The organism is Curvibacter sp. PAE-UM (assembly GCF_001432305.1).
In the GTDB taxonomy this organism is placed as follows: Bacteria; Pseudomonadota; Gammaproteobacteria; order Burkholderiales; family Burkholderiaceae_C; genus Hylemonella.
In genome coordinates this window covers 1,159,558-1,176,293 of sequence record NZ_KQ483358.1, presented here as the reverse complement: position 1 = coordinate 1,176,293, position 16,736 = coordinate 1,159,558, and the positions used below count along the sequence as shown (strand labels likewise).

Genomic DNA, 16,736 nt, shown 5'->3' with positions numbered 1-16,736 from the left:
ATCTTCCGCTGCATTGCAGCATACCGGCAGCCAGCCGGCAAGTCAGGCCCCGGAGGACACCAGCGTGATTTTCTTGAACTTGCGCTTGCCCACCTGCAGCACATAGGTGCCCGCACCAAGCTTGAGGCCCTTGTCACTGACCACCGCAGCGTCCACGCGCACACCGCCGCCGTCGATCAGGCGGTTGCCCTCGCCGGACGAGGCCACCAGGCCGGCCTGCTTGAGCAGCGCGGCCATACCGATGGGCCCACCCTCCAGCGTGAGCGTCTGTTCCTCGATGTCGTCGGGGATGCCGCCCTTGCTGCGGTTGATGAAATCCTGCTCGGCCGCATCGGCGGCGGCGGCCGAATGGAAACGCGCGGTGATCTCCTTGGCCAGTTGCACCTTGGCATCCTTGGGATTGCGCCCACCGGCCACTTCCTGCTTCAGCTTTTCGATCTCGGCCATGGAGCGGAAGCTCAGCAGCGTGTACCAGCGCCACATCAACTCATCGCTGATCGACAGCACCTTGGCGAACATGCTGTTGGCGTCCTCGGTGATGCCGATGTAATTGTTCTTGGACTTGGACATCTTGTCCACGCCATCCAGGCCTTCGAGCAGCGGCATGGTCAGGATGCACTGCGGCTCCTGGCCGTATTCGGCCTGCAGGTGCCGGCCCATGAGCAGGTTGAATTTCTGGTCGGTGCCGCCCAGTTCCAGGTCGCTCTTGAGCGCCACCGAGTCGTAGCCCTGCATCAGCGGGTAGAGGAACTCGTGCACCGAGATCGGGGTGCCGGCCTTGAAGCGGTCGTGGAAATCGTTGCGCTCCATCATGCGCGCCACGGTGTACTTGGCCGCCAGCTGGATCATGCCCATGGAGCCCAGGGGCAGGCACCATTCGCTGTTGTAGCGAATCTCGGTCTTGGCCGGGTCCAGCACCAGGCTGGCCTGCCGGTAATAGGTCTCGGCGTTGGCCTTGATCTGCTCGGGCGTGAGCGGCGGGCGCGTGCTGTTGCGGCCCGAGGGGTCGCCGATCAGGCTGGTGAAATCGCCGATCAGGAAGATGACCTGATGCCCCAGGTCCTGCAACTGGCGCATCTTGTTGAGCACCACGGTGTGACCGATGTGGATGTCAGGCGCGGTCGGGTCCAGGCCCAGCTTGATGCGCAGCGGCGTACCCGTGGCCTCGGAGCGAGCCAGCTTCTGCACCCAGTCGGATTCGGGGATCAACTCTTCGCAGCCGCGCCGGGTCACGGCGAGCGCCTCGCGAACCCGGTCGGTGAGGGGAAAAGTCGACACAGAAGCTTGATTCATAAAGATTTTTCGCTGTGGCCCGGAGGCGGGCCGATATACTTGGGTCTACCCCTGAGGCCACGATTTTAAGTGGCGCCGGGTGGCCGGCCGGCCCGGCTTGCCAACCTTGGGGCCGCATCCTTGAAGACCACGCTGCTCACCGCCCTCCCCGCCACCCTGGCCGCCTTGCGCCAGGCGGTTGATCACCGCCCACGCGGGTTCACGACAGCCCTGTTTTCCCTGGCCCTGCTCGGCGGCGGCGCCTACGCCCTGGCAGCCGCCGTGGTCACGCTGGCGCCCGATGTGGCGCAGCTGCCCGTGCGCGAAGTCAGCGAAACCGTCACCCCCCTGCCGCTGGAGGAACAGGCCGCGGCCCTCGACCTTCACCGCTACAGCCTCTATCGCTCCGATGCCTCGCGCGCCAACGACACCGCCGACACACTGCTGCGCCGCCTCGGCATGGACGATCCGCAGGCGGCGGACTTCCTGCGCCGCGACGCCCTGGTCCACCGCCACCTGCTCGGCCGCACCGGCCGCCAGCTCAGCGCCGAGGCCAGCGACCGCAACACCCTGATCAAGCTGATGGCGCGCTGGAGCCCGGACGACGATGGCAGCTTCAAGCGCCTGGTGATCGAGAAATCCGGCACCACCTTCAAGTCCCGGCTTGAGACCCTGCCACTGACGGCCTCCATCCGCATCGCCAGCGCCACCATCGACAGCTCGCTGTTCGCCTCGGCCGACGAGGCAGGTATCCCCGACGCCGTGGCGATCCAGATCGCCGAGATATTCTCCGGCGACATCGACTTCCACCGTGAACTGCGCAAGGGCGATCGCTACTCGGTGGTCTATGAGGTGCTCGAAGGCGACGGTGAACCGCTGCGCGCCGGGCGTGTGCTCAGCGCCGAATTCGTCAACGGCGGCAAGGCCTACCAGGCCATGTGGTTCCAGGAGCCGACCGCCGCCAACCCCACCCCGGTGGAAGAGGGCCGCCCCACGCGCACCCAGGGGCGTAGCGGCTACTACTCGCTGGAGGGCCAGAGCCTCAAGCGCGCCTACCTCGCCTCGCCGCTGGCCTTTTCGCGCGTGACCAGCGGTTTCAAGATGCGCTTCCACCCCATCCTCAAGAAATGGGCGGCCCATCTGGGCGTGGATTACGCCGCGCCCACCGGCACCCCGGTGCGCAGTGTGGGCGACGGCGTGGTCGAGTTTTCAGGTGTCCAGGGCGGCTTCGGCAATGTTGTCTTTGTCCGTCACCGCAACAGCCACGTCACGGTCTACGCCCACCTGAGCCGCATTGCCGTGCGTCGCGGCCAGCGCGTTGAACAGGGGCAGAATATTGGTGCGGTCGGTGCCACCGGCTGGGCCACCGGCCCGCATCTGCACTACGAATTCCGCATCAACGGCCGGCACCAGAACCCGCTGGCGATTGCGCGCAACAGCGAGTCCATCCCCGTTTCACCCGCCGCCCGCCCGGTCTTCAACCGTCTGGCCACCGTGACACGCCAGCAGCTGGCGGCCGCGCAGTTGCTGGCGGTGCGCTGAATCCGGCATGCCCGATCACTACATCGGCCTGATGTCCGGCACGTCGCTGGACGGCGTGGATGGCGTGCTGGCCGACTGCAGTGCCGCCAGCACCCGCGTCCTGCAACATGCCTGGCGCCCCTTCCCGGCTGAACTGGCTGCCGAGCTGCTGGCCCTGAACGGACAGGGCGACAACGAGCTGCACCGTGCGGCCCTGGCCGCCAACGCTCTGAGCCGTGTCTATACCCAGGTCGTCGCTGACCTGCTCCAGGCTGCAGGCCTGCCAGCCACGGCCATCTGCGCCATCGGTGCGCACGGGCAGACCGTACGGCATCGCCCGGGCGCCTTTGACGGCATCGGCTACACCCTGCAGCTCAACAACCCGGCCCTGCTGGCCGAACTGAGCGGCATCACGGTCGTGGCTGATTTCCGCAGTCGCGATGTCGCCGCCGGCGGCCAGGGCGCGCCCCTGGTGCCGGCCTTCCATCAGGCCCTGTTCGGCCGTGCAGGCCAGACCGTTGCGGTGCTCAATATCGGCGGCATCTCCAACCTGTCGGTGCTTCGCGACGATGCGGTGCTGGGCTGGGACTGCGGACCTGGCAACGCCCTGATGGACGCCTGGTGCCGGCAGCATACCCGCCAGCCTTTTGACGAGCAGGGGCGCTGGGCGGCCAGCGGACGTGTACACGCCGGACTGCTGCAAGTGCTGCTGCAGGAACCCTACTTCGCCCTGCCCGCCCCCAAGAGCAGCGGACGCGATCTGTTCAACCCGGCCTGGCTGGCCGGCAAGCTGACCGGTTTCGAAACCTTGCCCACCGAGGATGTGCAAGCCACGCTGACCGAACTGACCGCCCGCGTCTGCGCCGCCGACGTGCTGCGCCATGCGGCCGGCAGTCGCCGCCTGATCGTCTGCGGCGGGGGTGCCCTCAACACCCATCTGATGCGGCGCCTGCAAGCGCATCTGTCAGCGCTGGAGGTGATGTCATCGGAGCAGCAGGGCCTGCCGCCGCTGCAGGTGGAAGCCGCCGCCTTTGCCTGGCTGGCACGCAAGACGCTGCAACGGGAAACCGGCAGCCTGAAAAGCGTCACGGGCGCCCGAGGCGCCCGTGTTCTGGGTGCGATCTACCCGGCCTGAGCCGGGAAGTCCGCTTAGACGGAGAAGGACGAACCGCAGCCGCAGGTGGTGCTGGCGTTCGGGTTCTTGATCACGAACTGGGCACCCTGCAGATCTTCCTTGTAGTCGATCTCGGCCCCCAGCAGATACTGGTAGCTCATGGCATCGATCAGCAGGGACACGCCGTTCTTGGTCATGGTGGTGTCGTCCTCGTTGGCCACTTCGTCGAAGGTGAAACCATACTGGAAGCCCGAACAACCGCCGCCCTGCACGAAGACGCGCAGCTTGAGGTCAGGATTGCCTTCCTCAGCGATCAGGTCGGCCACCTTGGCGGCCGCACTGTCGGTGAAAAGGATGGGGGCGGGCATCTCGGTCTGGATGGATTCGGCAACGGCGCTCATGGAAGACTCCAGGGGAAAATAAGCTACGTTAATAGTACACCCGTTCGCTCAGGAATTCCTGGCTCAGTTATTTGCCGCCAGTTTCAGTGTGGGCTTTTCCTCCATCATGGCCGGCGTAGGGCGTAGCAGGCCGGCGATGATGGCGCCCTGGTGCATTTCCAGAGAGGTGTAGTAGACATCGCCCTCGATCCGCGCCTTGGGCTGCAGTTCCAGCATGCGGCGGGCATAGACCGGCCCCTTGACCGAACCGTTGACGATGACGTGGTCGGCGTGCACCTCGCCGGTGACCGAGGCGGTTTCGGAGATCACCAGGATGCTGTTCTTGTCTTCGCTGGACCGCACGTCACCCACCACCGAGCCATCGACACGCAGGCCATCGGTGAAATGGACATGCCCTTCGATATGGTTGCCATCGGCGATCAGGCTGCGAATGGCGGGCTGCTTTTTCTTGTTGAACATCTGGATTTCCCCATCAGACTTGGATTACAACTTGATCGACTGCACGGCCTTGACCAGAGTGCCGTCCATGACTTTGACGCTGACCCCCTTGACCAGGGTCTGGGGCGGCAGGTCGAACACCCCCTCGGCGCGTGCGTACTGGCGCAGCTTAATCGTTTGCGGCCCCCCGGGCAAGGTTGCCGTCCAGGGCCGGCCCGCCTGCAAACCGGAGAAGCTGATCTCCAGCCGGCCCGAGAATTCCGGAGCATTCTTCAGCGGCTGGATCACCAGCACCTGCCACTTGACCTGGCGCCCGTCCTGCACCTCGGCCTGCAGGCCACGGATGGCCAGGGCTTCCGTGCCGACGGTAGGGATCAGCTTTTCGAAGAAGCCAAGATCGTCACGCAGGCGCTGGTTGTCGACTTCCAGTTGCTTGTTGAGGGTGCTGAGCCGTTCCTGGGCCGCCTTTTCTGCGGTCATCAACGTGGTGGACGTGTTGGCCAGGGACAGCGCCTTGTTGCGCTCCTCCTTCATGATCTCCAGCTCCTGCCGCAGATCAGCCACGTCGCGCTCGAGCCGGGCCAGGTACTCGATGCGCCCATCATCGATGCCGGCAATCTCCTTGCCGAACTCGAAGGCCCATAAACCCAGGGCTGCGCAGAAACCGAGCACGACGGCTGCACCGATCCAGCGAAAGGGCCAGGGGAGCGCACTGCGCACGGACATGCGCGGTGCACTGACAGTCAGGCGGCGGAGAAGCAGTCGCAATCGCATAAGCCAACGAGTCTAGCAGCCACAAAGACAAGGGCCGCCAGAATTTCCATCCTGGCGGCCCTGGTTTTGCAACAGTTTGTTGCCCTTGGGGGCAACACGCAGGCTTAGCGCTTGCTGAACTGCTTGCGACGGCGTGCAGAGTGCAGGCCGACCTTCTTACGCTCAACTTCACGGGCATCGCGGGTCACGAAGCCGGCTTGCGACAAGGTAGGCTTGAGCGAAGCGTCGTAGTCGATCAGGGCACGCGTGATGCCGTGGCGGGTCGCGCCGGCCTGGCCGGACTCACCGCCGCCGTGCACGTTGACCTGAACGTCGAAGGTCTCGGCGTGGTTGGTCAGCAAGAGCGGCTGCTTGGCAATCATGATCGAGGTTTCGCGGCCGAAATATTCCTGGATATCCTTGCCGTTGACCGTGATCTTGCCGGTGCCTTTTTTCAGAAACACGCGGGCGACGCTGGATTTGCGACGGCCGGTGCCATTGTTCCATTCACCAATCATCTCAAGGCTCCTTAGATTGCCAACACTTGGGGTTGCTGGGCGGTGTGGGGGTGCTCTGCACCACCGTACACCTTGAGCTTCTTGATCATGGCGTAGCCGAGCGGGCCCTTGGGCAGCATGCCCTTGACAGCCTTCTCGAGTGCGCGGCCGGGATGCTTGGCCTGCATGTCGCGGAAGTTGGTGGCGTAGATGCCGCCGGGGAAACCGGAGTGGCGGTAGTAAATCTTGTCGAGTTCCTTGGTACCGGTCACACGCAGCTTGGCTGCGTTGATGATGACGATGAAGTCACCGGTATCGACGTGAGGCGTGTAAATGGCCTTGTGTTTGCCGCGCAAACGGAGAGCAACTTCGCTGGCTACTCGTCCGAGGACCTTGTCGGTCGCGTCAATCACAAACCACTCGTGCTTCACGTCAGCGGGTTTGGCGCTGAACGTTTGGGTCATGAGTTTTCTCTTAAAAGAGGGTTTGGGCAGCCCTTTTCCACGGTCGGTTTTCCTCTGCTGGGAATCTCTTAGGTGGGTGGTAAGCCTTCGCCGCGGGGCCACAAAAGCGCTGCGAAGCCCGCCATTATACGAGTTTTGGCGTCGCTGAGGGTCCCAAGCCGACCTATGGCGCTGGCGCTGGCTGGCTGGTTGAGTTGCGGCGGCTTTCGACGCAGACCGGGTGGTTGAAGTTCTCTTTCTTCAGGCACTCCCGGAACAAGCACACAGGATAAGCGAAGAAGTTAGCATCCACACACAATGGTTTGGGGGGTCGCGGTTTGGCTGGGCGCGCAACCGCCCGGGGCACAGAAGCCGGGCTGGCGGGTCTGGCCACAGGGGCCGGCGGCTTGCCGATCTCACCAGCCTGTACTGGAGCATCCGTCTGGGCAGCGACAGGCCAAGGGTCCGTGGGATCGGACGTCGCCGGTTCAGGTACCGCCGCCCGGCTCATGGCCGGTATCGGGGCCGGCTCCGGAGCAGCTACAAGCGGCAAATCGCTGGACAGCCCCCAATAGATCCCCAGAACAGCCAGCAGAGCCGCCGCGCCAAGCAGCCCCCAGCCCCGTCCATGCCAACGCCGGGCAGGAAGGCTCACCGTCACAGGCACGGTCTTTGTTTGTGTCTGGGCCTGGGTTTGCAAGTTCGAGCGCGAATGGTCCTCCAGCTCGGGCAGCAGATCGACACCAAGCGCAGAGCGCCAGTCGAACTTGCCCAGCCCCGCCGGGGCCTGCAGGCCGATCTCCTGCACGAATTCATGCACACTCTGCGGCCGCTCAGCCGGCTGTATGACCAGCGCATGGCTGATGGCCTGCACAAAAGCTTCTGAGTAATCGTGTCCGAAATGCTCTTTCACCGTCTCGGCCACGCTGCGAACCGAAGGCATGCTGTCGCGCACCACACGCGCCGTGGCGGGCAGGGGCGGGTCGTTGCGCAGGCAGCTGTAGACCACGGCGGCCAGGGCATAGAGGTCGGTCCAGGGGCCCTGTTTCAGGTCGTCGGCCTGGGCGTACTGCTCGATCGGCGCATAGTTGACCTTGAGGATGGCCGTGTGCTTGCGCGACTGGTCGGTGATGGCGCGCCGCGCGGCACCCAGGTCCAGCAGCACCGGTGGCCCCACGTCCTGCAGGAAGATGTTGTCGGGCGAAACGTCGCGGTGCAGTGTGTTGTGCTCGTGCAGCACCTGCAAGGCCTGCAGGATGGACCACAGCATGGTACGCAGCCAGTCCTCGGGCGGAGGGGATGCCATCTGGACGCGTGCCTGCTTGAGTGTCATGCCCCGGTACAGGGGCATGACCATGTAGGCCGTGTTGTTCGCTTCCCAGAAGCGGTAGACCTTGACCAGCGAGGGGTGGTCGAACTGCGCCAGCAGGCGGGCCTCGGCCACGAAGGACTGCAGGCCATACTGGTAGGTAGCCTGGTCGGCCGAGGAGCGGATCGACAGCAACTGACCATTCTGGCGCGCCGCCAGCGCCGACGGCATGTACTCCTTGATGGCCACCGTGCGGTGCAGCGAATGGTCGTAGGCCCGGTAGACCAGGCCGAAGCCACCCACGCCGAGCAGATCCTGCAACTCGAACTCGGCCAGGCGCGTGCCAGGTGGCAGAGCGTCCAGATGCACCACCGGCTGCGCCGCAGCAGGTGGGTCGGTATCAAGCGGGGTGTCGGCCATAAGAAATGATTCTTGCATGGAATGCCGGCGTCACGACCCAGGCTTGCTGCTAGCGGCGCGATCGCAGCAGGCACCAGCCGTCAGGCATGTCACTGGGCCGGGCTACCGCCGTCCGGATAACGCTGCCGGTTCTCGATGCATACCGCCAGCTGCTTGTTCTCCGCCTTCTGACATTCGAGGTGGATGCACATGGGACGGGTAAAGAAGTTGGCATCCGCACACAAGACCTTGTCCCGGCTCACGGCCGGCGCCTGGGGGGCGGGCACGCTTGCCGCCTTGGGCGGCGCCTCCGGCGCAGCAGGTCGCGGACGGGCTACAGGCTGGCGCTCATCCTCCCTGGGCGCAGCCTTGACCGCCGGACGCGGCTTGGGAGCCGGTGGTGTCGTGATCGAGGTGGCAGGCACCTTCGGCGCCGGGGTCGCCACGGGTACAGGCACAACCGGCGGCTGGGATGGGACAGTGCCAGCGGCAACAGCCCCTGCATCGCCCGCAGCACCGGACGGTGCTTGCGTATCCATCGCTGCAGGCAGGGCCGCCGGCACCGGCGCGACGACAGACTCCGAACGGGCCATCCCCGGCCGATCACGCAAGGGGCCACCCTCACCCGCCAGCCAGCTCCAGAGGAGTGCCCCCCCCATCAGCAAAGCCAAGCCCAGGCCCATGGGCTTGGCCCACCGCGCGAAGCGACCACGGCGCTCACCCGCTTTCGAGGCATGGGCAGACGACGCCGTGTGCCGAACGGTCTGCGGCTGGGTGTGCCAGAACTGGCGGGAGTTGTATTCCTCTTCGTCGGCGCGCAGCGAGGGCCCGAGCTCCGCGCGCCAGTCGAACTTGCTCAACCGGGGCGAGGCCTTGAGCTTCATCTCGGTCACAAAGGCTGCCAGGTTCTGCGGCCGGTCGGCGGGTTGCACGGCCAGGGCGTGCTGGATGGTGCGCACGAATTCGTCCGAGTACGCAAGACCGAAATGCTCCTTCACCGTCGCCACGACGCTGCGCACGGAAGGCATGCTGTCGCGCACCACACGCGCCGTGGCGGGCAGGGGCGGGTCGTTGCGCAGGCAACTGTAGACCACGGCGGCCAGGGCATAGAGGTCGGTCCAGGGGCCCTGTTTCAGGTCCTCGGCCTCGGCGTACTGCTCGATCGGCGCGTAGTTGACCTTGAGGATGGCGGTGAGCCGGTGCGACTTGTCGCTGATGGCGCGCCGCGCGGCGCCCAGGTCCAGCAGCACCGGCGGCCCCATGTCCTGCAGGAAGATATTGTCGGGGGAGATGTCACGATGCAGCGCATCGTTGCGGTGCAGCACATGCAGGCCCTGCAACACGGACCAGAGGACGGTGCGCAGCCACGCTTCGGGCGGTGGCGCAGCCATCTGACTGCGCGCCTGCTTGAGCGTCATGCCCCGGTACAGGGGCATGACCATGTAGGCCGTGTTGTTGGCTTCCCAGAAGCGGTAGACCTTGACCAGCGAGGGGTGGTCGAACTGCGCCAGCAGGCGGGCTTCCGCAATGAAGGACTGCAGGCCGGACTGGTAAGTGGCCTGGTCGGCCGAGGAACGCACCGATACCGTGGTGCCATCCAGGCGGGCGGCCAGCGCCGCGGGCATGTATTCCTTGATGGCCACAGCCCGCTGCAGGGAGGTGTCATAGGCGCGGTAGACCAGACCAAAACCGCCGACTCCCAGCAGGCCCTGCACCTCGAACTCGGCCAGGCGCGTGCCGGGCGGCAGGGCGTCCACGTGCGACACAGGCTGTGCTGGCCTTGGCGCCGCAGATTGGGCAGGATCAACGAGAATATCGGCCATAACGGATGATTCTTGCACGGAACGCAGGCGTCCCGGACACGGCCGCCCCGTCATTAACATCCTCTTACCATGTTCAGCTACCGCCACGCCTTCCATGCCGGCAACCACGCCGATGTGCTCAAGCACACCGTGCTCATTGCCCTGCTGCGTCACCTCACGCAAAAAGAGGCTGCGCTCACCGTGCTCGACACCCACGCCGGCGCCGGCCTGTACCGGCTCGACAGCGAGTTTGCCGACACCAGCGGCGAAGCCGCCGAAGGCATCCAGCGCCTGCTGGCCTCCGGCAGCGATGAACCGCTGGCCCCGGCCCTGCAGGACTATGTAGACCTGATCGCCAGCTTCAACAGCAAGAACAACTGGCGCGTCTACCCCGGCTCGCCCTTCATCATCCAGCGCCTGCTGCGTGAGCACGACCTGCTCAAGCTCTACGAGCTGCACCCGACCGATGCCAAGACCCTGGACGCCAATGTGGCGCAGCTCCATGCCGGGCGCCAGGTGGTCGTGCTGCGCGAAGACGGTTTCGGCTGCGTCAACAAATTCCTGCCCCCACCCTCGCGCCGCGCGCTGCTGCTGTGCGACCCGAGCTACGAGATCAAGAACGACTATCCGCGCGTGGTGGCCATGGCGACCGAAGCACTCAAGCGCTTTGCCACCGGCACCTATGCCGTGTGGTACCCCATCATTCCGCGGCCCGAGGCGCACGACCTGCCGCGCAAGCTCAAGACCCTGGCCACCAAAGTCGGCAAACCCTGGCTGCACGCCACGCTGACAGTCAAGTCGAGCAAGCTGAGCGCCGCCGCCGCCCAAGGCGAGGCGAAACGCCCCGGTCTGCCGGCCAGCGGCATGTTCGTGATCAACCCGCCGCACACGCTCAAGGGTTTGCTGCAACCCGCGCTGCCGCAGCTGGTCAAGCTGCTGGGCCAGGACCGCAACGCCGGCTTCACGCTGGACAGCGGCGGCTGAAGCCGGCGCGCTCCACCGGCATGCACGCCGCCGCCCGCCACCGCCTCGCCCTGGCACTGCTCTTCATCACGCCCGCGCTCTGGGCAGTCAACGCCCTGATCGCACGCAAGGCCACAGGCGTGATCGAGCCGCACCTGCTGGCCATGCTGCGCTGGCTGCTGGCCAGCGGGCTCTTTGCCCTCGGCACCCATGCCGAGATCTGGACGCAGCGTCGCCAGGTGCTGGCCGACTGGAAGCATTACCTGGTGCTCGGTGCCCTCGGCATGTGGATCTGCGGCGCCTGGGTTTACATCGGCGGGCACAGCACCAGCGCCGCCAACATCGGCCTCATCTACGCGATCTCGCCCGTGCTGATCGTGCTGGCCTCGGCCCTGTGGCTGGGTGAAAGTTTCAGCCTGCGCCAGGCGCTGGGTGTGGGGCTGGCGCTGGCCGGCGTCCTGCATGTGGTGCTCAAAGGGCAATGGGACGCGCTGGCTGCGGTGCAGTTCGTCCCGGGCGACGGCTGGATCCTGGCGGCCACACTGTCCTGGACCCTGTATTCCCTGCTGCTCAGGAAATGGCTCAGCCCCCTGGGCCTGGGCGCCCAACTGGCCCTCATCAGCCTGGCCGGCGCCCTGATCAACCTCCCCTTTGCCCTGTGGGAAGTCCTGTACAGCCCCTTACCGGCCCTGACGCTCGAAGGCGGTGCACTCGCATTGACCGCCGCCATCATCCCGGGCTTTGGCGCCTACCTGGCCCATTCCTTCATGCAGCGCGAACTCGGTGCGGCACGGGTCAGCGTGGTGCTCTACCTGAGCCCCATCTATACCGCGCTGCTGGCCTGGCTGGTGCTGGGTGAAGGGCTGAGCGCTTTTCACCTCTGGGGCATGGCCCTGGTGCTGCCCGGCATCTACCTGGTGACGCGCACCAGCTCCCGCTAGAGCCCCAGGCGCTTGCAGATCTCCAGCGTAGCCACACTCTGGTTCATGCTGTAGAAGTGCAGGGCCGGCGCGCCACCGGCACGCAACTGTTCGCACAGTTCCGTGACCACGTCCAGGCCGAAGGCCTTGATGGACGCCGTGTCGTCGCCAAAAGCCTGCAGGCGCAGGCGGATCCAGCGCGGAATCTCGGCGCCGCAGGCATCGCTGAAACGCATCAGCTGGGTGGAGCTGGTGATGGGCATGATGCCCGGCACCACCGGCACCGTCACCCCCAGCGCGTCAGCCTCTTCGACGAAACGGAAATAGGCGTCGGCGTTGTAGAAGTACTGCGTGATGGCCGAGTCGGCCCCGGCCTTCACCTTGGTCACGAAGGCCTGCAAATCCGACGCCGGCGACTTGGCCTGCGGATGGATTTCCGGATAAGCCGCCACCTCGATGTGGAAGTGGTCGCCGGTCTCGGCGCGGATGAAGGCCACCAGGTCGCTGGCGTACTGGAACTCGCCGCCGGCACCATACCCACTGGGCAGGTCGCCGCGCAGGGTAACCAGGCGCTTGACGCCCATGGCCTTGAGCGTGACCAGGTTCTCGCGCATGGTGGCCTGGGTGGCGCCAATGCAGGAGATGTGCGAGGCCGCGTCCATGCCCTCGGCCAGGATCTCGCGCACGGCGGCAAACGTGCCTTCCTGCGTGGAGCCACCGGCACCGTAGGTGACCGAGCAGAACTCGGGCTTCAAGGCCTTGAGTTGCTGGCGCACGGCGCGCAGCTTCTCCACGCCTTCGGGCGTCTTGGGCGGAAAGAATTCAATGCTCAGGGGCAGCTGTTGCAGGCTCATGGCGGCCTCTTCACTTGATGGCATGGATGAAAAATTCGTGGTTGCCGTCGCCACCCTCGATGGGCGAGTCGAACCAGTCCTGCACCGCGAGGTCCAGGGCCGAGCAGGCGTCACGCAAGCGTTGCTCGACAAAGGCGTAGAGCGCGGTGTCGCGCACGATGCCGCCCTTGCCCACCTGGCCCGGCTGCAGTTCGAACTGCGGCTTGACCAGCATCAGCAGGTGGCCGCCGGACTTGAGCAGCGGCACCACGGCCGGCAGCACCAGGGTCTGCGAGATGAAGGACAGGTCGCCCACCAGCAGGTCGAAACCGGCCTCGAGCACCTCGTCATCGGCCAGGGCCTCGGCGATCGCATCCGGGTCACGCGCATTGACCTTCTCGATGCAGAGCACGCGGGGATCGTCGCGCAGGCTGGCGTGCAATTGCGCCTGCCCCACGTCCAGCCCCACCACCCGCTCGGCACCGGCCTGCAGCAGGCAATCGGTAAAGCCACCGGTGGACTGGCCGACGTCCAGGCAGGTACGCCCCGTCACCGACAGGCCGATACGCTTGAGCGCGGCCTCCAGCTTGAGGCCGCCACGCGAGACGTAGCGGGCTTCGGCGTCGTCGAGCAGGCGCAGCTGCGCGTCGTCGGGCACCTCGTCGCCGTTCTTGACAACGCGTTTCCACGCATCCCCTTGCAGCCACTCCACCCCACCCGCGATCAGGCGCTGGGCCTGGGAACGGGTGCTGGCGAGTTGGCGCTGGACCAGCAGTTGATCAACACGCATCAATAACGATACGTATCGGGCTTGTACGGGCCCTGCTTCGGCACACCGATGTAGGCGGCCTGCTCGTCCGTCAGTTCGGTCAGCATGGCACCCACCTTCTTCAGGTGCAGACGCGCCACTTTCTCGTCCAGGTGCTTGGGCAGCACGTAGACCTTGCCGATGTCGTAGCTGTCCGGGTGCGAGAACAGCTCGATCTGCGCAATGGTCTGGTTGGCAAACGAGCTCGACATCACGAAGCTCGGGTGGCCGGTGCCGCAACCCAGGTTCACCAGGCGGCCCTTGGCCAGCATGATGATCTTCTTGCCGTCGGGGAAGGTCACGTGGTCGACCTGGGGCTTGATCTCGTCCCAGGTGTACTTCTCGATCGAGGCGATGTCGATCTCGTTGTCGAAGTGGCCGATGTTGCAGACGATGGCCTGGTCCTTCATGGCCTTCATGTGATCGTGCGTGATGATGGACTTGTTGCCCGTGGTCGTCACGAAGATGTCGGCCTTGTCGGCGGCGTACTCCATGGTCACGACCTTGTAGCCTTCCATCGCGGCCTGCAGGGCGTTGATGGGGTCGATCTCGGTCACCCAGACCTGGGCCGACAGTGCGCGCAGGGCCTGGGCCGAGCCCTTGCCCACGTCACCGTAACCGGCCACCACGGCGACCTTGCCGGCGATCATCACATCGGTGGCGCGCTTGATGCCGTCCACCAGCGACTCGCGGCAACCGTAGAGGTTGTCGAACTTGCTCTTGGTCACCGAGTCGTTCACGTTGATGGCGCGGAAAGGCAGGGTGCCCCGGGCAGCCATCTCTTTCAGGCGGTGCACGCCGGTCGTGGTTTCTTCGGTCACGCCGATGATCTGCGCGGCCTTGCGGGTGTACCAGGTCGGGTCCTGCGCCAGCTTGGCCTTGATGGCGGCAAACAGGCAGGTCTCTTCTTCGCTGGTGGGCTTGCTGATGACCGAGGCGTCCTTCTCCGCCTTCTGGCCCAGGATCATCAGCAGCGTGGCGTCACCGCCGTCGTCCAGGATCATGTTGGGACCTTCGCCTTCCGTACCCTTGGGGCCGAAGTCGAAGATGCGGTGGGTGAAGTCCCAGTATTCGGTCAGCGTTTCGCCCTTGTGCGCGAACACCGGCGTGCCCTTCTCGACCAGCGCGGCAGCGGCGTGGTCCTGCGTGGAGAAGATGTTGCACGAGGCCCAACGCACGCTGGCACCCAGGGCCTGCAGCGTTTCCACCAGCACGGCGGTCTGGATGGTCATGTGGATGCTGCCGGTGATGCGTGCACCCTTGAGCGGCTGGCTCTTGGTGAACTCTTCACGGATGGCCATCAGGCCGGGCATCTCGGTCTCGGCGATCTTGATCTCCTTGCGGCCCCAGGCAGCAAGAGACAGGTCGCGCACGGCGTAGTCGGGGGTGGGTTTGAGAACAGCACTCATGGTGGACTCCAATTCAAAGCTCGTTGGATGCCACCGGATGCAGAGAGTGTGCAGACTCACCTCACAGCAAACCGGTGGGTGAGCGCAGTTGGAAGGCAGGGCATGCCGCCCTGGGTTCCGAGCCTAACCCGTCGGCCTGGTGAAACAGGCGGGACGAGCCGCAACGCTCCTCGGAAAGGCGTGATTATACGGAGCTTGGCATTTTTGCGCTGGGCCGTCGGTCAGGACCCGGCCAGCTCGCGCGTGAGCTGTGCCGCCGGCACGGGACGGCACCCACTGGTGTTTTGCCCAGCCCAGAGGGGAGAAAAGTCCCCGCTGCCCGCGGCTTCCGCCTTGGCACGCAGGGGGGCCACCGCCGCCGTGGCCAGCGGAAAAGCCGGCGCCATGGCATTCATCGGGCCCTGCTCGCGCATCAGCCGGGTCAGGATGCCGCGCGCCGGACGTCCGGTGTACAGATTGGTCAGGGCCGTATGCGTGGCCGCCGGGCTCTGCAGGGCGGCCCGGTGCACGGCACTGGTGGTGGCCTCGGGGCACAGCAGGTAGGCCGTGCCCACCTGCACACCGGCGGCGCCCAGCGCCAGGGCCGCCCGCACACCCGCTGCGTCGCTGATGCCACCGGCCGCCACCACCGGCACCCGCACCGCACGCGCGATCTGCGGCAGCAGTGCGAAAGTGCCGAGCTGGGTACTCAGGTCCTCGCTCAGGAACATGCCGCGGTGCCCGCCGGCTTCCAGCCCTTGCGCAATGATCACGTCCACACCGCGGGCTTCCAGCCAGCGCGCCTCGTCCACCGTGGTCGCCGAGGACAGGATCCTGGCGCCCCAGCTGCGCAGGCGCGCCAGCAGGGCTTCATCGGGCAGGCCGAAATGGAAACTCACCACCGGCGGCTTGAATTCGGCCAACAGTTCAGCGGTAGCGGTATCGAAGGGCAGGCGGCCGGGGCCCGCAGGGATCGACGCCGGGTCGACATCGAACTCGCGGTAGTAGTGGGCCAGGTTTTGCCGCCACAGGGCCTCGCGCGTCGCATCGGGTGCCGGCGGGCGATGGCAGAAGAAATTGACGTTGTAGGGCCGGCTCGTCTGTGCTCGGATCTTGCTCAGCTCGGCCCGCATCGCGTCCGGCCCCAGCATGGCACAGGGCAAGGAACCCAGCCCACCGGCATTGGACACCGCAATCGCCAGAGCGCTGCCCTGCACACCGGCCATGGGCGCCTGGATCAGGGGCAGCTCGACTCCCAGCAACTCTTGCAGACCCATGCTCGTCGGGCCCTGGCTTCAGCGTGCCTTGCCCATGACGTCGGCGATGCGCTTCTGGTCGATGTACTTGCCCAGGTCAGCCATATTGGCGGCCACGCTCGGGTTGGAGAACAGTTCGCGCGCCGCCACCTGCCCCAGCACCTGGAAGCTCGAACCGATGGTCTGCGGGCCTTCGTACTGCACGGCCTGCTGCACCTCGGCACGACAGGAATCGGTCAGCAGTTTCTCGAAGATCTTGGCCGTGTTGCGGGTCATCTCGGTGCGCTGCGCCGGCGTCACGGAAGCAATATCAGCCACCTCCGGATGCAGGGCCACGGCGGCGAAGATCCATTTCACCAGCGTGCGCTTTTCCGCGTCACCCGTGGAGCGCACCAGGCACTTGGCCAGGTCGTCCGAATAGGGGCCGGCCGCGGCCGGCACGCTGCCAAGGAAACTGGCGACGGCCAGCGTGGCGATCAATGCTTTTCTATTGAGGGTCGTCATGGCTGCAGTCCTTCGGTGTCCATCGTTCGGAATGCCCGGCAAGCCGGCGCGGGCATCGTCAAATGCACTATAGCGTCTGCACAGGAGCCCCGGCCGTCCCGAGGCCCTGCCCGGG

17 protein-coding genes and 1 riboswitch are annotated in these 16,736 nt (G+C 65.7%); of the genes, 4 read left to right on the top strand and 13 right to left on the bottom strand.

The window, feature by feature from the left end; all coding sequences use genetic code 11:
* Positions 1 to 42: 42 nt before the first annotated feature.
* Positions 43 to 1,293, bottom strand: coding sequence for a tyrosine--tRNA ligase (gene tyrS, locus AO057_RS05695; protein WP_057674715.1), 1,251 nt, complete (start codon positions 1,291 to 1,293; stop codon positions 43 to 45).
* Positions 1,294 to 1,413: 120 nt separating this feature from the next.
* On the opposite strand from tyrS, the gene AO057_RS05690 reads away from it, so the two are divergent.
* Positions 1,414 to 2,814: a peptidoglycan DD-metalloendopeptidase family protein gene (locus AO057_RS05690; protein ID WP_057674714.1), complete on the top strand. Its 1,401-nt coding sequence runs from the start codon at positions 1,414 to 1,416 to the stop codon at positions 2,812 to 2,814.
* A 7-nt stretch (positions 2,815 to 2,821) separates the two neighbouring features.
* Positions 2,822 to 3,928 (top strand): anhydro-N-acetylmuramic acid kinase, encoded by a 1,107-nt coding sequence (locus tag AO057_RS05685; RefSeq protein WP_057674713.1) that lies wholly within the window; start codon positions 2,822 to 2,824, stop codon positions 3,926 to 3,928.
* Positions 3,929 to 3,942: 14 nt separating this feature from the next.
* Here the strand turns inward: AO057_RS05685 and erpA are convergent, their stop codons facing one another.
* From erpA to AO057_RS05650, 7 genes are all read right to left on the bottom strand, one after another.
* Positions 3,943 to 4,308: an iron-sulfur cluster insertion protein ErpA gene (gene erpA, locus AO057_RS05680; RefSeq protein ID WP_057674712.1), complete on the bottom strand. Its 366-nt coding sequence runs from the start codon at positions 4,306 to 4,308 to the stop codon at positions 3,943 to 3,945.
* A gap of 63 nt (positions 4,309 to 4,371) precedes the next feature.
* Positions 4,372 to 4,767: a bactofilin family protein gene (locus tag AO057_RS05675; RefSeq protein WP_057674711.1), complete on the bottom strand. Its 396-nt coding sequence runs from the start codon at positions 4,765 to 4,767 to the stop codon at positions 4,372 to 4,374.
* A gap of 24 nt (positions 4,768 to 4,791) precedes the next feature.
* Positions 4,792 to 5,472 (bottom strand): DUF6776 family protein, encoded by a 681-nt coding sequence (locus AO057_RS05670; RefSeq protein WP_240480737.1) that lies wholly within the window; start codon positions 5,470 to 5,472, stop codon positions 4,792 to 4,794.
* A 152-nt stretch (positions 5,473 to 5,624) separates the two neighbouring features.
* On the bottom strand, positions 5,625 to 6,017 hold the full coding sequence (rpsI, locus tag AO057_RS05665) for a 30S ribosomal protein S9 (protein WP_057674709.1): 393 nt from the start codon (positions 6,015 to 6,017) through the stop codon (positions 5,625 to 5,627).
* 11 nt (positions 6,018 to 6,028) lie between these two features.
* On the bottom strand, positions 6,029 to 6,460 hold the full coding sequence (rplM, locus tag AO057_RS05660) for a 50S ribosomal protein L13 (protein ID WP_057674708.1): 432 nt from the start codon (positions 6,458 to 6,460) through the stop codon (positions 6,029 to 6,031).
* Positions 6,461 to 6,623: 163 nt separating this feature from the next.
* Entirely contained in the window at positions 6,624 to 8,168 is a 1,545-nt protein-coding gene (locus AO057_RS05655) for a serine/threonine protein kinase (protein ID WP_057674707.1), read from the bottom strand.
* 89 nt (positions 8,169 to 8,257) lie between these two features.
* Complete coding sequence (locus AO057_RS05650; RefSeq protein ID WP_057674706.1) at positions 8,258 to 9,913, bottom strand: serine/threonine protein kinase; 1,656 nt, start codon at positions 9,911 to 9,913, stop codon at positions 8,258 to 8,260.
* A 126-nt stretch (positions 9,914 to 10,039) separates the two neighbouring features.
* Here AO057_RS05650 and AO057_RS05645 point away from each other — a divergent pair, with 126 nt between their 5' ends.
* Together AO057_RS05645 and AO057_RS05640 are read left to right on the top strand one after the other, a co-directional pair.
* Positions 10,040 to 10,933 (top strand): 23S rRNA (adenine(2030)-N(6))-methyltransferase RlmJ, encoded by an 894-nt coding sequence (locus AO057_RS05645; protein ID WP_057674705.1) that lies wholly within the window; start codon positions 10,040 to 10,042, stop codon positions 10,931 to 10,933.
* Between the two features lie 20 nt (positions 10,934 to 10,953).
* Positions 10,954 to 11,853: a DMT family transporter gene (locus AO057_RS05640; protein WP_057674704.1), complete on the top strand. Its 900-nt coding sequence runs from the start codon at positions 10,954 to 10,956 to the stop codon at positions 11,851 to 11,853.
* Here the strand turns inward: AO057_RS05640 and metF are convergent.
* The 5 genes from metF to AO057_RS05615 form a co-directional block, all read right to left on the bottom strand.
* Positions 11,850 to 12,686: a methylenetetrahydrofolate reductase [NAD(P)H] gene (gene metF, locus AO057_RS05635; RefSeq protein WP_057674703.1), complete on the bottom strand. Its 837-nt coding sequence runs from the start codon at positions 12,684 to 12,686 to the stop codon at positions 11,850 to 11,852. The two genes, AO057_RS05640 and metF, sit on opposite strands and share 4 nt — an antisense overlap.
* 10 nt (positions 12,687 to 12,696) lie before the next feature.
* Positions 12,697 to 13,455, bottom strand: coding sequence for a TlyA family RNA methyltransferase (locus tag AO057_RS05630; protein WP_057674702.1), 759 nt, complete (start codon positions 13,453 to 13,455; stop codon positions 12,697 to 12,699).
* A complete protein-coding gene (gene ahcY / locus AO057_RS05625; RefSeq protein WP_057674701.1) occupies positions 13,455 to 14,882 on the bottom strand; it encodes an adenosylhomocysteinase in 1,428 nt (475 codons plus the stop codon). Before ahcY ends, AO057_RS05630 begins: the two co-directional genes overlap by 1 nt.
* Before the next feature lie 73 nt (positions 14,883 to 14,955).
* Positions 14,956 to 15,060: riboswitch (S-adenosyl-L-homocysteine riboswitch) on the bottom strand.
* A gap of 43 nt (positions 15,061 to 15,103) precedes the next feature.
* Entirely contained in the window at positions 15,104 to 16,138 is a 1,035-nt protein-coding gene (locus AO057_RS05620) for an NAD(P)H-dependent flavin oxidoreductase (protein ID WP_057674700.1), read from the bottom strand.
* Positions 16,139 to 16,156: 18 nt separating this feature from the next.
* Entirely contained in the window at positions 16,157 to 16,621 is a 465-nt protein-coding gene (locus AO057_RS05615; protein WP_057674699.1) for a hypothetical protein, read from the bottom strand.
* Positions 16,622 to 16,736 lie beyond the last annotated feature (115 nt).

Coding starts and splice junctions, on each gene's coding strand:
- rplM (WP_057674708.1), bottom strand. CDS start 6,460: ATGACCCAAACGTTCAGCGCCAAACCCGCTGACGTGAAGCACGAGTGG.
- erpA (WP_057674712.1), bottom strand. CDS start 4,308: ATGAGCGCCGTTGCCGAATCCATCCAGACCGAGATGCCCGCCCCCATC.
- AO057_RS05685 (WP_057674713.1), top strand. CDS start 2,822: ATGCCCGATCACTACATCGGCCTGATGTCCGGCACGTCGCTGGACGGC.
- AO057_RS05640 (WP_057674704.1), top strand. CDS start 10,954: ATGCACGCCGCCGCCCGCCACCGCCTCGCCCTGGCACTGCTCTTCATC.
- AO057_RS05655 (WP_057674707.1), bottom strand. CDS start 8,168: ATGGCCGACACCCCGCTTGATACCGACCCACCTGCTGCGGCGCAGCCG.
- AO057_RS05630 (WP_057674702.1), bottom strand. CDS start 13,455: ATGCGTGTTGATCAACTGCTGGTCCAGCGCCAACTCGCCAGCACCCGT.
- AO057_RS05620 (WP_057674700.1), bottom strand. CDS start 16,138: ATGGGTCTGCAAGAGTTGCTGGGAGTCGAGCTGCCCCTGATCCAGGCG.
- AO057_RS05670 (WP_240480737.1), bottom strand. CDS start 5,472: ATGTCCGTGCGCAGTGCGCTCCCCTGGCCCTTTCGCTGGATCGGTGCA.
- ahcY (WP_057674701.1), bottom strand. CDS start 14,882: ATGAGTGCTGTTCTCAAACCCACCCCCGACTACGCCGTGCGCGACCTG.
- rpsI (WP_057674709.1), bottom strand. CDS start 6,017: ATGATTGGTGAATGGAACAATGGCACCGGCCGTCGCAAATCCAGCGTC.
- tyrS (WP_057674715.1), bottom strand. CDS start 1,293: ATGAATCAAGCTTCTGTGTCGACTTTTCCCCTCACCGACCGGGTTCGC.
- metF (WP_057674703.1), bottom strand. CDS start 12,686: ATGAGCCTGCAACAGCTGCCCCTGAGCATTGAATTCTTTCCGCCCAAG.
- AO057_RS05675 (WP_057674711.1), bottom strand. CDS start 4,767: ATGTTCAACAAGAAAAAGCAGCCCGCCATTCGCAGCCTGATCGCCGAT.
- AO057_RS05615 (WP_057674699.1), bottom strand. CDS start 16,621: ATGACGACCCTCAATAGAAAAGCATTGATCGCCACGCTGGCCGTCGCC.
- AO057_RS05645 (WP_057674705.1), top strand. CDS start 10,040: ATGTTCAGCTACCGCCACGCCTTCCATGCCGGCAACCACGCCGATGTG.